This is a genomic window from Gordonia insulae (assembly GCF_003855095.1).
In the GTDB taxonomy this organism is placed as follows: Bacteria; Actinomycetota; Actinomycetes; order Mycobacteriales; family Mycobacteriaceae; genus Gordonia; species Gordonia insulae.
Map to the genome: position 1 here is coordinate 4,174,397 of NZ_CP033972.1, position 14,949 is coordinate 4,189,345.

Genomic DNA, 14,949 nt, shown 5'->3' on the forward strand with positions numbered 1-14,949 from the left:
GAACTGGATGTCCTGTCAGCCAGCTTCGCTGTCATCATTGATCTGTTGGGGACCAAGCTACCGGCAACCACCGACAGAATCAGAAGCGGCCGCGGACACCCACCCGGATGGCCACGACGCCGGCGTCAGAAGCTCGCCGTCGGAGCTCCCATACCCGGATCGATCTGTACCGGACCGTCTTTCGACGGGCCGATGGGGAAATCGAAGATCGCGGTCGGGATGTACACCGTCGCACACGAATTGGGAATGTCGACCACGCCGGACAGCCTGCCCTCGATCGGCGCAGAGCCCAGGAGTAGGTACGCCTGCTCCGGGCTGTAGCCGAACTTGGTGAGGTAGTCGATCGCGTGCAGACAGGCGCGCTGATAGGAGAGGTCGGAGTCGAGATAGCGCTGCTCGCCGTCGAGGGTCACCGACGTTCCGGAGAACGCGATCCACTCCGAGTACTGCGGGTCGGTGTTGCCGGGCATGAAGATGGCGTTCTCGTGCACGCCGTATGTCTCCATCCCGCCTTTGATGAGATCGACATGCAGATCCATGAATCCGCCCATCTCGATCGCACCGCAGAAGGTGATCTCGCCGTCGCCCTGGGAGAAGTGGAGGTCGCCGAACGACAGCTTCGCCCCCGGGACGAACACCGGATAGAACACGCGGGTGCCCTTGGTGAGGTTCTTGATGTCCTGATTGCCGCCGTTCTCCCGCGGCGGAGCGGTACGCGCGGCTTCGCCTGCTACACGGTCGAATTCGGCCCCCGTGAGTGATCCGAGGATGGCGCCGTCCGGTTGCGGCGGCAGGGCCAGCGGTGGAACGCGATCGGGATCGGTGGCGATGAGGGCCGCCTCACGGGAGTTCCATCTGCCCAGGAGTTCGGTGGACGGCGCCGTGCCCATCAATCCGGGATGCACGATGCCGGTGTACGCGACGTGCGGTACATGCCGCGACGTCGCCCGCTGCCCGCTGAAGTCCCAGATCGCCTTGTAGGCATCGGGAAACTGCTCGGTGAGGAATCCGCCACCGTTACGGGTGGCGAAGATGCCCGTGTAGCCCCACCCCTGTCCGGCCAGCGGACCGGAGTCCTCCTGCGGTATCGGCCCGACGTCGAGGATGTCGACGATGAGGAGATCGCCGGGCTCGGCGCCCTCGATCTCGAACGGACCCGACAAGGTGTGCACATTGTTGAGCGGCGCGTTGAGGATGTCATCGGCGGAATCATCGTTGTGGATCGCGCCGTCGAACCATTCGCGGCAATGAGCGCGGAAGGAATCACCCGGTTTGACAGTCACGGCCGTCGGGATGTCGGGGTGCCAGCGATTGTGGCCGACGATCTGTTGATCGGTGAAACTCTTCGACGAATCCAACGGGAACAACAACTCGGGCACGGCAAACTCCCTCATCTCATCCGACGGGTGGTCCGTGGTCGAGTGTAGTGACGGCAGCCGACGCCGGCAGCGTCAACGATGCATCTGACTGTCGCCGAACGACTATGGTGTTGACATGCCGACCTACGTGTACCGCTGCGGCGACGGTTGCAGCGATTTCACCGAGCGCCACCCGATGGCGGCGATCCCGGATTCGGCGAACTGCCCCGGATGTGGAACAGGCGCCCGGCGGGTGATCGGGACGCCGGCACTGGGCGCGAGCGACCCGGCGGCGATGCGCCTGCATGATGCGACCCGGGCCACCGCGGAGACCCCGGCCGTGGTGTCGAACGTGCCCGGACGCCGCCGCCGCGCGACGCCGGTCTCGTCGAATCCATTGCATCGCAAGCTACCGAGACCCTGAGGCCCGCACGGGATCGTTCTCGGTGAGGGGATCGGGCCGACATCGGTGTGTTTCCGTGTCGTCCGGATGAAGGACTTTCGTCGTCAGGTCTGTGATCCGACGATGTGGTCGACCTACTGTCACCTCGAGACCATCCACCTATGACAGACGGGTCGAGACACATGAGATCTCCCGCGCGATTCTCCAGCCGCATGACCTCCTTGATCGGTGCGTGCATCACCGCGTTGGCGGTGATCCTCATCGGCTCCCTGCCCGTGACACAGGCCCTTGCCGCGTCGCCACGGAGCAGTGGAACGACCCAGTCGAACCCGGGTGCAGGTAAGAGCCAGAAGGCGAAGCCGCCGTCGTCGTCGAACCGGGGGCCCGAGGCCCACAAGATGAACCCGCGCCCTTCGCCCGGGACGTCGGGGCCGCGAAACACCTCGCCCTCCTCGCCCGGGACGTCGAGCTCCCCTGGCACGCAGCGTCCGTCGAATCCGGTGAGCCCGAAGAAGCCATCGACACCTCGCAAGTCGCCGGCGAAACCGGACCGCGATCCGCACAAGTTCTCCCCCGGGACGAAGGCTCCGAACGCCACCCAGCGCAACGACCGCGACAGCAGTAAGCGGGACCGTGACCGGAAGCAGGAGCGCGCCGACAGGTCCGATCTGGGCGACAAGCGATCCGGCCCATCGGCGAACCGTGGTCCGAACAAGAGCACCCCGAAGACCTCGGCGCGTCCGGATTCGTCGGCCGGCCAGAACTCGCACGGCCGGCCCGGAGACAACAAGAAGAACCGCTCGTCCGAGACGGACCGGCAGTCGGACCGGCGTGACCCGCCCGCGCGGATTCTGACCCCACCGTCGCCGCGCTCGCCGCGGGGAGACACCACGCCGGCCACGCCGATGGACAGCCCGGGGCTCGACGGCGTCGACAACAACCACGACGGCATCGTCGACAACGAGAACCCGTTCGTCGAGCTCCCGCCGGTCGAGATCCCCATCCCTCGCGGTGGTGGACTCCCCGGCTTCGGTGGTCCGAAGGGGGCACCGTCGGCACCGAAGGCGCCGAAGCCTGCCGAACCCGCGCCGAAACAGTCCGCACCCGGCGACAACGACCGGACCGATCGAGGCGACGGCCGCGATACTCGGGGCCGCTACTCGAAGGGCAACGACGGGCGGAGCGGCAAGGAGGCGGAGAAACGCGAGCTCGACAACCTCGAGAAGCGAACCGGCACGCCGATCATCCGGGACCAGAAGCGGGCGTCGATCGACGGCGTGCCCCGGGGACGCTACTACGACGGACTGATGCCCAACGGCGACGGAACGTACACCGGTATCGAGGTCAAGAGCGGCGGCGCGACCAAGGACGCATGGCAGAAGAAGTTCGACGACATGGTGAGTCCCGAGCGCCCGGCGCAGGTGACGCTCCCCGATGGCACCAAAGTTAAGATCACGAATGTCATCGACATCAAGGCACCGGAGTAGGCGACGATGAAACCGACTCATCTGTACGAGTTCTCGGACGGTACGACCGCCACGCTTGGACCCGACGAGCAGACCCGTCTGCTCACCCATCCCCTGACGGTTCTCGACGGTGGAGAGGAGAACCACGTCATCCTCTCCCGCCTCGTGCGCCAGGAATGGCCCGACGAGTTGACCGAGGCGGAGCGCGACGAATCGCTGTCGTCCTTCCTGCAGGCCGGTGGCAGCGCCGACGCGATGACACTCGAACTCCGTCGGCGCGAAGCCGACGGCAGCCACCGGCAGTACATCGTCGGACGACCGTCAGGCGACGCCGCCGAGCCCGACATCGGCATCGACGTCGGCGAACACACCTACCTGGTCACACCGAACGAGGTCTTCACGGCCGATGCGGCAGGCGAGGTGTTCGTCTACTACTTCCATCACCGCGACGTGCCCGAAGGGTTCACGCTGCGGGAGCTGTAGACCCACCTTAGTGCGATGGCGCGCAAAGGGCGGTCGTCGCGGCGACACGATCCCCTAGGGTGTGGGGTATGGCGAGGTCCGCGCGGAAGAGGTTGGCCGACTACCCACATCCGAATGTCGCCGTCGATCTCGCGGTGCTGACCGTGGTCGATCGTTCACTTCGCGTGGTCATCCTGCGGGACGAGGAGGGTCGGGCGGCGCTGCCCGGCCGATTCGTTCGGGAAGGGGAGCGGGTCGAGGACACGGTGCACGAGGTTCTACGCCAGAAGTTGGACCTACCGGCCGACGGCGTGGAGCCGCACCTGCAAGCCGTGTTCAGCAAGCCCGACCGCGATCCGCGCGGGTGGACGATCTCCATCGCGCACGCGGTGACCCTACCGGCCGCACAGTTGACCACCACCCGGGGCGAACTGGCGGCGGTGACCGCGGACGGGACGTTGGCGTCCGGCGAGCGCCTCCTGTACGACCACGACGAGATCCTTTCGAGGGCCATTGTCGGACTGCGTGAACGGTACGAGGATCGGCCGGACCCCGAGCGACTGCTGGAGTCGCCGTTCACCCTCAGCGACCTGCGGGCGACCCATGAGGCGGTATTGGGTCGGCGGTTGATGCGTGATTCGTTCAATCGCCGGGTGGAGCCGTTGTTGGAGGTCGAGATCGACGACGACGGGAACCCGGTGACCAGAGTCGGAGGCGGCCGCCCGGCCCGGTTGTTCCGATTGCCGGACACGACGTCGAGCTTCGGATGGCGGCTGCCGAGTCACTGATCCGACCAGACGGGCAGATCAGACGAGGGCCCCGCGGTCCCACCAGTGCTCGCCCGAGCGACGAGTTCCGGCTGGAACACCGGATTGGCCGGGGTTCGTCGTGACGTCGAATCGGCGGCGGCCGCGATGAGCAGGTCGACCGCCGTCGCACCGATGCGGGTCGTCGGCTGGCGGATCGACGACAGTGGGACGACCGCGGAACGCGCGAAGTCGATGTCGTCGTAGCCGATCAGCGCGATGTCGTCGGGGACCCGGATGTCGCCGAGCATCGTGAACGCCTGCAGCACGCCCATCGCCAGGAGGTCGTTGGCGCAGAACACGCCGTCGGGGCGGTCGCGACTGCCTCTGCGCCGCAACGACTCTCCGACGTGGCGCCCGGCGAGCACACTCAGCGCCGGCGTGTCGATCACCTCCAGCGTGGCCCCCGGCACCTCGGATACCGCGGATGCCGCACCGCGACGTCGATCCGTGACCTGCCGCAACGTCGCCGGGCCACCGACAAAGGCGACGCGCCGACAGCCCGTGTCGAGGAGATGGGACACCGCCAGACGCCCGCCGGCGAAGTCGTCGACGGCGACCGAATCGAACGGGGTGCCGGTGCCGTCGCGGTCGACCAGGACCACCGGGGTACCTCGGCGGCGCAGCGAGTCGAGGCGGTCGAGATCGTCCCCGACGGGAGAGACGAGCAGGCCGAACACCCGTTGCTCGTCGAAGGCGTCGATGTAGGTGCGTTCCCGGGTGGGGTCGTCGTCGGAGGTGCCGAGCAGGATGGTCAGGTCGTGATCCCCGGCTCGACGTTCCGCGGAACGCGCGATGTCGGTGAAGAACGGGTTCCCGACGTCGAGGACCACCAGACCCACACAGCGGGACCGGCCCGCGCGGAGCTGGCGGGCGGCGTCGTTGCGGACGAACCCGAGCTCGTCGATCGCGGCCTGCACGCGCGTCACCGTCGCCGGTGCCACCTTGCCGGGCGTGTTGAGCACGTTGGACACCGTGCCGACCGACACACCGGCCACCGCGGCGACGTCTCGCATGCTCACACCCACCGCTCCATCACACCAGATCGTCCGTGGAATGACCGGCGCGGCGGGCTCGTTCGGCGGGAAATCCGCGCGGTTCGACGTCAGGTCGAGGCGAGGACGGCGTCTCCGGCCATCGTCCGCGACGTCCGGGGGTGGAACACGTGGGGCGGGAACTGCGCGGCGACGAGCGTGCGCATCGCCTGCAGATCACCCTCGATCAGTCCGTGCGCGCGGGCCGAGATCAGCACATTGCCCAGCGCGGTCGCCTCCACGGGCCCGGCGAGGACCGGCAGCCCCAGACGATCAGCGGTGAGTTGGCAGAGCAGCCGGTTCTGCGAGCCGCCACCGACCATGTGAACGCGCTGCACCGGGGTGTCGGACAGCTCGGCGGCTTGCCGCACTCCGTCGGCGAAAGCGGCGGCCAGGCTCTCGACGATGACCCGGACGGTCTCCGCACGGGTCTCCGGCGGCCGCAGCCCCCGCTCGTCGTACCAGGACCGGATGCGGGCCGGCATGTCGCCCGGTGCGAGGAAGGTCTGATCGTCGGTGTCGAAGACGTCGAACGGGGTGGTCACCTCGGCGGCCTGGGCGAGTAGCTCTGCCAGATCCGCGCGATAGCCGTCCCGCTCGTACTGTCGGAGCGTCTCGCTGAGCAGCCAGAGGCCCATGACGTTGTGCAGGAATCGGATTCGACCGTCGGCTCCGACCTCGTTGGTGAAGTTGGCCTTCCAGCCCGCCCGTGACACCACCGGCGCCGGGAGTTCCACGCCGACCAATCCCCAGGTGCCACAGGAGATGTAGGCCGCCGACTCGGGATCCATCGGGATCGCCGCGACGGCGGCAGCGGTGTCGTGCGAGGCGACCGATGTCACCGTGGTCGCCGGGCTCAGTCCGAGATGCTCGGCCACCGCCGGCAGCAGCGGTCCCAGGGTGCTGCCGGTCTCGACAATGTCCGGGAACAGGTCGGCCGGGAGGCCCAGTTGCTCGAGCATCGCCGTATCCCACCGACCGTCGGTGCGCAGCAGGCCGGTGGTCGACGCGTTGGTGCGTTCGGTGCCACGTTCACCGGTCAACCAGTAGCCGATGAGGTCGGGGATCAGCAGCGCCGAGTCGGCGACGTCGAGCAGGCCCGACGCCTTCTCTGCCGCGAGCTGATAGATCGTGGTGAACGGGAGGAACTGTAAACCGTTGCGCAGGTACAGATCCACCGGACTGAGCTGCTCGTGTACGGCGTCGACGCCGACCGCGGTGCGCTCGTCGCGATAGTGATGGGGGAGGCCGAGCAGCCGCCCCTCACGCAGCATCGCGTAGTCGACCGCCCACGAATCCACTCCGACACCGACCAGGTTGTCGCACTGCCGGCCTGCCTCGGCGAGGCCGGCGCACGCGCTGTTGTACAGCCCGGGAAGATCCCAATGCAGCGCGGTCCGACGTCCATCCCAGATCTGGACCGGGTCGTTGGCGAACCGGGCGACCTGCTCCAACTCGAGCCGGCCCGGCCCGATATCGGCGACCATGACCCGGCCGCTGGTGGCGCCGAGATCGATCGCCGCCACCTGGCCGGAGCGGATTCGGGTGGTCATCGCAGGAAGGCGGCGGCCACGCCGGCGTCGACCGGCACGTGCAGTCCGGTGGTGTGCGAGAAGTCGGAACTGCACAGCGCGAAGGCGGCATTGGCGATGTTCTCCGGTAGCACCTCACGCTTGAGCAGGGTGCGCTGCGCATAGAACTTGCCGAGATCCTTCTCCTCGACGCCGTACACTGCGGCGCGCTTGGCACCCCAGCCCCCGGCGAAGATGCCCGAACCACGCACCACACCATCGGGATTGATGCCGTTGACCTTGACGCCGTGTTCGCCGAGCTCCGCGGCGAGCAGTCGGACCTGGTGTGCCTGGTCGGCCTTGGTGGCCGAGTAGGCGATGTTGTTGGGTCCGGCGAACACCGAGTTCTTCGACGAGATGTAGAGGATGTCGCCACCGAGCTTCTGGTCGATCAGCGCGCGCGCCGCAGCCTTGGACACGAGGAACGAGCCGCGGGCCATCACGTTGTGCTGCAGATCCCAGTCCGCGGCGGTGGTGTCCAGCAACGACTTCGAGAGCGAGAGCCCGGCGTTGTTCACCACGAGGTCGATGCCACCGAACGCGAGGACGGTGGCGTCGATCGCGGACTGGACCGCGGCCTCATCGGTGACGTCCGCGGCCACGCCGATCGCGACGTCGGAGGAGCCGATCTCCTCGGCGGTGGCCTGGGCCTTGGCGGCGTCCAGGTCGGCGATGACCACGCAGGCACCTTCGGCGGCCAGACGCTGGGCGATCGCCTTGCCGATGCCCGATGCCGCACCGGTGACCAGCGCGATGCGGGTCGCGAGCGGCTTCGGCTTCGGCATGCGCGCGAGTTTCGCCTCCTCCAGGGCCCAGTATTCGATGCGGAACTTCTCCGACTCGTCGATCGGGGCGTAAGTCGAGACGGCCTCGGCACCGCGCATCACGTTGATGGCGTTGAGGTAGAACTCGCCTGCCACACGCGCGGTCTGCTTGTCCTTGCCGTAGCTGAACATCCCGACGCCGGGAACGAGGACGATGGCCGGATCGGCACCGCGCATGTCCGGGCTGTCGGCGGTGGCGTGACGCTCGTAGTAGTCGCGGTAGTCGGCGCGGTAGGCCTCGTGCAGCTCGGCGAGACGCTCCTTGCATTCGTCGATCGTCGCGCCGGCCGGGAGGTCGAGCACGAGTGGCTTGACCTTGGTGCGCAGGAAGTGGTCCGGGCAGCTGGTGCCGAGCTCGGCGAGGCGAGGATGTTCACTGCCGGAAAGGAACTCGAGCACGGCGGGGGTGTCGGTGAAGTGTCCGACCTGCGGCTTGTCCATCGACGCCAACCCGCGGATGAACGGGGCGAGGGCGGCGGCCTTGGCGCGTCGGGCGGGCTCCGACAACGCGCCGAAACCGTCGAGCGGTGTACCGAACGGTTGGGGCCTGCCGTTGGCGGCGATGAACTTCTCGGCGGTCTCGATGATCTCCAGCGAGTGGGCCTGCGCCTCCTCCGACGAATCTCCCCACGCGGTGATGCCGTGCCCGCCGAGGATGCAGCCGATGGCCTGGGGGTTGGCCGACTTGATCGCGGAGATGTCCAGCCCGAGCTGGAAACCGGGACGACGCCACGGTACCCACACAACCCGGTCGCCGAAGATCTTCTGCGTCAACGCCTCACCGTCGGCCGACGTCGCGATCGCGATACCGGAGTCCGGGTGCAGATGATCGACGTGTGCGGCGTCGACGAGCCCGTGCATGGCGGTGTCGATAGACGGTGCCGCGCCGCCCCTGCCGTGCAGGCAGTAGTCGAATGCGGCGACCATCTCGTCTTCGCGGTCGAGGCCGGGATAGACGTCGACCAACGCGCGCATGCGGTCGAGACGCAGGACGGCGAGGCCGCCCTCGGTCAGGGTGCCGAGATCTCCGCCGGAACCCTTGACCCACAACAGGTCGACGTCCTCGCCGGTGACCGGGTCGACGTCGGTGCCCTTGGCGGAGGTGTTGCCACCGGCGTAGTTGGTGTTCTTGGGGTCCGCGCCGAGTCGGTTGGAACGCGCGATGAGAGCGGCGACCGTGGGATTGGTGGTCATGTCTGGATCTCCTTGGTATCGAGGGGTATCGGGCTCAGGCGCCCCAGGACGACTGGGTTCCGCCGACGCGCTCGGCGGCGATCGTCTCGGCGTGACCGGACGCGGCGTAGGCGGCCATCGGGTCGGCCGGCAGGCCGCGCTCCTCGCGATGTGCGGCGAGGATCGGGCGAACGTCGGTGTAGAACGCATCCATGAAGACGGCGTTGGCGCCCAGCACGTCTCCGGTCTCCTGCGCGGCGGTGAGCGCGTCGACATCGACGAGCAGCGCGCGGGTGGTCATCTCCTGCACGTTGAGCACGGATCGCAGCTGGCCGGGGATCTTCTCCTCGACGTTGTGGCACTGGTCGAGCATCAGCGCGACGTCGGAGCCGGCGTCGAGGCCGCCGCCCCGGATGACCTCGAACATGATGCGGAACAACTGAAACGGGTCGGCAGCGCCGACGATCAGGTCGTCGTCGGCGTAGAAGCGGGAGTTGAAATCGAACGACCCGAGCTTTCCGAGGCGCAGCAGCTGGGCGACGATGAACTCGATGTTGGTGCCGGGGGCGTGGTGTCCAGTGTCCAGGCACACCGCGGCGCGCTCGCCGAGTGCGGTCACCTGCGCGTAGGAGGTGCCCCAGTCGGGCACGTCGGTCATGTACATGGCGGGCTCGAAGAACTTGTACTCCAACACGAGTCGCTGATCGTCACCGATGTGCTGATAGATGGTGGCCAACGACTCGGCGAGACGGTCCTGCCGGCCCCGGATGTCGCCCTGCCCGGGGTAGTTGGTGCCGTCGGCGAGCCAGATCTTCAGGTCCCGCGACCCGGTCTCGCCCATGATGTCGATGCACTTCAGGTGATGGTCGATGGCCTTCTGCCGCACCGTCTTGTCGGTGTGGGTGAGGCTGCCGAACTTGTAGTCGTCGTCTTGGAAGGTGTTGGAATTGACGGTCCCCAGGGCGACCCCGTGATCGCCGGCGAACGAACCGAGCGCGGCGAAGTCGTCGACGATGTCCCACGGGATGTGCAGTGCGACCTTGGGTGCCAACCCGGTGAGGCGGTGCACGACGGCCGCGTCGGCGATCTTCTCCTGGACGGTGCGCGGGGTGCCGGGAGTGCCGAACACCTTGAACCGGGTGCCGGAGTTCCCGAACGCCCATGACGGCAGTTCGATCGCGAGGTTGTCGAGGATGGCGGTGTCGATGGTGGTCATCGGAGAAGTCCTTCGGTGGTGGGGTTTCACCCGGGGTGACGGCGGGGGGCGGCATCACCCCGGGTGAAACGTTTCAAGCCGGCTGGGCTCGAAGTCGGATCAGACGACGGTGCGTGCCGGGGTCGGCATACCGGAAACGTTCTCCGTCGCTGCGCTCGCCTCGGAAACACTCCCCGTCGCTGCGCTCGCCTCGGCGGCCGAAGGTGCGACCGCCTCGGGTGAGATCGGAGTGCCGTAGCGCTCGACCTCGATCTCCTGCAGCGTCTTGCCCTGGGTCTTCGGTGCGAACACCGCGCCGATGATCAGTGCGACGGTGAGCAGGCCGACCAGCAGGCTTCCGACGACGGGCAGCCCGGTGGCGGCCAGAAGGGTCGGGAAGAAGTAGCTGAGCAGTCCGGTGGCGGTGCGGACGACGAAGAACATGACACCCTGCGCGCTCGCCCGGTACGGCGTCGCGAACAGCTCACTGGCCCACAGGCTGTAGAACGCCTGGGCACCGATACCGCTGGAGATGCCCCAGAGCACGGCGAACGCCAGCATGGTGGGGATGCCGCTGCTGGTGAACGCCACCAGGATGATCCAGCCGGCGATGCCGAGTGCCGCGCCGATCACGTAGAGCAGGCGCTGGGACATCCGGTCGGCGTAACGCATGAAGCCGAAGTACGTCGCCGCGACCGTGCAGCCCCAGACCAGGACCTGCAGCAGATTCTGCTGGACCGGGCTGTGCAGGCCGGCGGTGTCGTAGACGCGGGGCATGAAGATCCCGGCCTGGCCGGCAACGGTGTTCCAGAAGAGGTAGATGCCGCCGAGGAACAGCAGGGCGGTGATGTTGACCTTGCGAGAGAACAGGCCGCGGAGTCCGCGTGCGCCGACCGACGAGCTCATCTCGCGTGTTTCGTCGCGACCCTCGTCCTTCCAGATCTGCGACTCCTGCAGTCCCTGGCGAATCCACCAGACGACGGCGGCGACGACGAACAGGTGCAGGAAGATCAGCCGTGAGCCGAGCAGGCCCAGCGGGGCCAGCGCGGCGGCGAGTGCGAATCCGATCAGTGGGCCGATCGACCAGGCCAGCTGCGCGGTGCCGACGTGCTTCGCGCGTTCGGTCATCGGCGCCTGCTCGGCGATGTACGTCCACGACGCGGGCACTCCGGCCCCGACGGCGATGCCGGTGATGATGAACGCGGCCAGCAACATGGTGAAGTTGAGCGCGAACGCTGCCATCAGGACGCCGGCCATGTAGACGAGGAGATCGTAGGTGTAGATCGCCTTGCGGCCGAAGCGATCACACAGCGGACCGCCGAGCGCGGCGCCGATCGCCGCCCCGAAGGCGTTGGCGCTCAGCGCGGCCAGCAGGCCGACCGCGAAGTTGCTGATGCCGAAGGCATCCTGCCAGAAGGCGAGGCTGGTGGCGATCGCGATGATCGATCCGGCCTCGATGTAGTTGGACATCGCAACCGAGATGGTCGCGCGCCATCCGGTGGTGGAGCGTGCTCCTACTTTCATGGGGTCTTCCTCGGGTTCGGTTCTCAGTAGAGAGTGTGGGCGTTGCCGTGGTCAAGGGGCCGAGCGGTCTGGAGGATGGGTCACCTGCCTCACTCGAGGTGGAAATACTCGACGAGTTGATTGCGGATGGTGTCGGGATCGGCGCCATCCGCGGAGTCGGTGGGGTCGGCCGGCCGGAAATACTCGGACATCTGGGACTGCCACTTCGCGTTGATCGCGCTCGCGGTCATCGCCGCGGAGGCACGCTCGAAGTCGTCGGTCTCGAGGTAGCCGACGACGAGGCCGTCGTCGGGACGCAGGAACAGCGAGTAGTTGTGCCAGCCGGTCTCCCGGAGGGCGTCGAGCATCTCCGGCCAGACCTCCGTGTGGGCCTCGAGGTAGTCGTCGACTCGCTCGGGCTTGAGATGCATCAGGAAGCACACGCGCTGGTGGGTGGGCATCGGGAACGCTCCTCGGCTCGGCTGGTCTGCTCCACGAGTTGAAACGTTTCAATTCGTGATTGGAGCCACATTAGGTCATCCGATGTGACCGGGTCAAGGGGATCGCCACGATTCGACCGGACGTTGCGCGGCCCACCGACAGCACGAACGCCCAGACCCCTGCCTGCTTCCCGGAGTGCGCGATGGGAAGTGACAGGGGTCTGGGCGTCGATCAAACGCTGCCGCGGATCAGGCCGACGGCATCAACATCAGGCCGGCGGCATCAACACGGTGTCGACGAGGTAGACCGTGGCGTTGGCGGTCTTGACGCCACCACACACGACGCCCGCCGAGTCGTTGACCTTCAGGTCATCGCCCGAGCCGGTGACGGTGAGGTTCTGACCCTCGAGGGTCTTGTGGTCACCGGCGATCGCGTCCGGTGCGGTCTGTCCCGAAACCACATGGTAGGTCAGGATTTTCGTGAGCAACGCGGAATCGGTCTTCAGTTGCTCGACGGTCTCCGGCGGCAGCTTGGCGAACGCATCGTCGGTGGGGGCGAACACGGTGTACTGCCCGTTGTTCAGCGTATCCACCAGATTGACCTGCGGATTCAGCTGTCCGGATACGGCCTGGGTGAGGGTCTTGAGCATCGGGTTCGCTGCGGCGGCGGTGGCCACCGGGGCCATCGCCATGCCGTCAACCGATCCCGGTCCCGACGGGTTGGCCTCGGCGTACGCCGCGCAGCCCGGGCCGACCATTGCGGCCGGAGCCATGGAGGGCGAGGCACTTTCGGACATCATGCCACTCATCGGGGCCATGCTGGACGCGGCCGAGTCGGACGAGGAGGTGCTGTCATCGGAGGAGCAGCCGGCAATCAGGCCGATGGCCAGTGCGGCACCTGCCGTTGCGGTCAGGGCACGTTGAATTCCCTTGAGGGCCATGATCGATCCAATCTGTTCGGAATGAACCCGACGCGTGACGGGTCTCACTGAGGCATTCGGTGACGGGGTGGGACCGGATGGGTCGAAGATTTCTCGGGCTGTCCCACTTGGTGTTTCGCGACGTCATCGCGCCGTACCCATCCAAGGTGGTGCCGGACGCGAATAGATCGTGAGGCCCAACCCGGGGCGAGGAGCAGAACAGCAGGTCGGCGTACCTCCTGTTGAGGAAGGAGGCCGTCATGCGAGTGCGGGCAGAGACAGCACTGCGTGGGGTGTTCTCCGGATTCGTCGCGGTCGGTGCGGGGGTGGCCGCAGGTGAACTCGTGGCCCTGCCGATCTCACGTTTCGCATCGCCCTACCAGGCGGTGGCGGCCTTCCTGGTCGACCATTCGCCGGCCTTCGCCCGCGAGTGGGCGATCGAGACCTTCGGTACCGGCGACAAGCAGGCCCTCATGATCGGCATGTCCGCGATCATCGTGTTGCTGGCCGCACTGGCCGGTCTCGTGCAGGTCTGGCGTCCGCCGCTGGGACTGGTGGTGGTCGCCGCGTTCGCCGGCCTCGGCGTCCTCGCGGCGGCCACCAGACCGACGATGCAACCCCTCTATGTGGTGCCGCCGATCGTCTCCGGGGTCGTGGCGGGCGCGGTACTGATCTTGCTGTGTCGGGGGTCGTCGCCGCGGACCGCCGACGACCCGGAGCAGGGCTGGAGTCGTCGACAATTCGTGGTGGCCGTCGGCGTCATCGCGGCGGCATCCGCCGTATCGGGGCTGGTGGCGCGGCAGGTCTCCCGCGCCGGCGACATCCTCGCCGAGCGCATGGGGCTGCGGCTGCCGACGCCGACGTCGACGGCCCCGGCGATCCCACCGGGCGCCGACCTCGACGTCGAGGGCGCGACCTCGTTCATGACCGACAACGCGACCTTCTACCGGATCGACACCGCACTGCAGGTCCCGCAACTGAGTACCGACGACTGGCAGTTGCGCATCCACGGCATGGTCGACAAGGAAGTGACCCTCACGTGGGACGACCTCATGGCGATGGGTGCCCGGGAACGCATCGTGACGCTGACCTGTGTGTCCAACGAGGTGGGCGGAGATCTGGCCGGTACCGCGCGATGGCTCGGATTCCCCATGACGGACATTCTCGACCAGGTCGGGGTCGGCGCCGATGCGGACATGCTCCTGTCGACCAGCGTCGACGGCTGGACCTCGGGATCACCCCTGTCGGCGATCACCGACGGGCGCGACGCGATGCTCGTCATCGGGATGAACGGTGAACCGCTGCCCCTGGAGCACGGCTATCCGGTGCGTCAGGTGATCCCCGGTCTCTACGGGTATGTGTCGGCGTGCAAATGGGTGGTCGACTGGGAGATCACCAGGTTCGATCGCGCACAGGCATATTGGACCAAGCGTGGTTGGGGTGTGCGCGGACCCATCAAGACGGCGTCCCGCATCGATCGCCCGGCTCCGTTGTCGGTGCAGCCGCCCGGAAAGGTGATCGTCGCGGGCACCGCCTGGGCGCAGCATCGCGGCATCGACCGCGTCGAGGTCCGGGTCGACGACGGGCCCTGGCAGCAAGCCGAACTCGCCCCCGAATACTCGATCGACACATGGCGGCAATGGTTCTGGGAGTGGGACGCCCCCGCCGGTCAGCACACCCTCTATTGCCGGGCCACCGACAAGGCCGGCCGGACCCAACCCGAGCAGCGGGTGGCACCGATCCCCGACGGTGCCACCGGATGGCACAGCAGGGTTCTGCGGATCGAGGCGTGAC

At 67.4% G+C, this 14,949-nt stretch carries 13 protein-coding genes; 5 read left to right on the plus strand and 8 right to left on the minus strand.

Annotated features, from left to right (window positions below; genetic code table 11):
- Positions 1-125: 125 nt before the first annotated feature.
- On the minus strand, positions 126-1,379 hold the full coding sequence (fmdA, locus tag D7316_RS18985) for a formamidase (RefSeq protein WP_124709648.1): 1,254 nt from the start codon (positions 1,377-1,379) through the stop codon (positions 126-128).
- A gap of 115 nt (positions 1,380-1,494) precedes the next feature.
- Here fmdA and D7316_RS18990 point away from each other — a divergent pair, with 115 nt between their 5' ends.
- The 4 genes from D7316_RS18990 (at position 1,495) to D7316_RS19005 (ending at position 4,477) form a co-directional block, all read left to right on the plus strand.
- Positions 1,495-1,782, plus strand: coding sequence for an FmdB family zinc ribbon protein (locus D7316_RS18990; protein WP_124709649.1), 288 nt, complete (start codon positions 1,495-1,497; stop codon positions 1,780-1,782).
- 191 nt (positions 1,783-1,973) lie between these two features.
- The gene (locus tag D7316_RS18995; RefSeq protein WP_124709650.1) at positions 1,974-3,248 is read left to right on the plus strand and encodes a hypothetical protein; all 1,275 of its coding nucleotides are present in this window, start codon (positions 1,974-1,976) and stop codon (positions 3,246-3,248) included.
- A 6-nt stretch (positions 3,249-3,254) separates the two neighbouring features.
- Entirely contained in the window at positions 3,255-3,710 is a 456-nt protein-coding gene (locus tag D7316_RS19000) for a hypothetical protein (protein ID WP_124709651.1), read from the plus strand.
- 68 nt (positions 3,711-3,778) lie between these two features.
- Positions 3,779-4,477 carry an NrtR DNA-binding winged helix domain-containing protein gene (locus tag D7316_RS19005; RefSeq protein WP_124709652.1) on the plus strand — a complete coding sequence of 233 codons (699 nt, stop codon included), beginning with the start codon at positions 3,779-3,781 and terminating at the stop codon, positions 4,475-4,477.
- Here D7316_RS19005 and D7316_RS19010 read toward each other — a convergent pair.
- The 7 genes from D7316_RS19010 to D7316_RS19040 form a co-directional block, all read right to left on the minus strand.
- A complete protein-coding gene (locus tag D7316_RS19010; protein WP_124711436.1) occupies positions 4,471-5,511 on the minus strand; it encodes a LacI family DNA-binding transcriptional regulator in 1,041 nt (346 codons plus the stop codon). The genes D7316_RS19005 and D7316_RS19010 overlap by 7 nt on opposite strands.
- An 89-nt stretch (positions 5,512-5,600) precedes the next feature.
- Positions 5,601-7,082: a rhamnulokinase gene (locus D7316_RS19015; protein ID WP_124709653.1), complete on the minus strand. Its 1,482-nt coding sequence runs from the start codon at positions 7,080-7,082 to the stop codon at positions 5,601-5,603.
- On the minus strand, positions 7,079-9,118 hold the full coding sequence (locus D7316_RS19020) for a bifunctional aldolase/short-chain dehydrogenase (protein ID WP_124709654.1): 2,040 nt from the start codon (positions 9,116-9,118) through the stop codon (positions 7,079-7,081). Before D7316_RS19020 ends, D7316_RS19015 begins: the two co-directional genes overlap by 4 nt.
- A gap of 34 nt (positions 9,119-9,152) precedes the next feature.
- Positions 9,153-10,313: an L-rhamnose isomerase gene (gene rhaI / locus D7316_RS19025; RefSeq protein WP_124709655.1), complete on the minus strand. Its 1,161-nt coding sequence runs from the start codon at positions 10,311-10,313 to the stop codon at positions 9,153-9,155.
- 99 nt (positions 10,314-10,412) lie between these two features.
- Positions 10,413-11,816, minus strand: a complete 1,404-nt coding sequence (locus D7316_RS19030) for an MFS transporter (protein ID WP_232016978.1) — start codon at positions 11,814-11,816, stop codon at positions 10,413-10,415.
- A gap of 89 nt (positions 11,817-11,905) precedes the next feature.
- Positions 11,906-12,256 (minus strand): L-rhamnose mutarotase, encoded by a 351-nt coding sequence (locus D7316_RS19035; RefSeq protein WP_124709656.1) that lies wholly within the window; start codon positions 12,254-12,256, stop codon positions 11,906-11,908.
- A 248-nt stretch (positions 12,257-12,504) separates the two neighbouring features.
- Positions 12,505-13,176 carry a fasciclin domain-containing protein gene (locus D7316_RS19040; protein ID WP_124709657.1) on the minus strand — a complete coding sequence of 224 codons (672 nt, stop codon included), beginning with the start codon at positions 13,174-13,176 and terminating at the stop codon, positions 12,505-12,507.
- Positions 13,177-13,415: 239 nt separating this feature from the next.
- Between D7316_RS19040 and D7316_RS19045 the strand changes: the two genes are divergently transcribed.
- Positions 13,416-14,948, plus strand: coding sequence for a molybdopterin-dependent oxidoreductase (locus tag D7316_RS19045; protein ID WP_124709658.1), 1,533 nt, complete (start codon positions 13,416-13,418; stop codon positions 14,946-14,948).
- Position 14,949 lies beyond the last annotated feature (1 nt).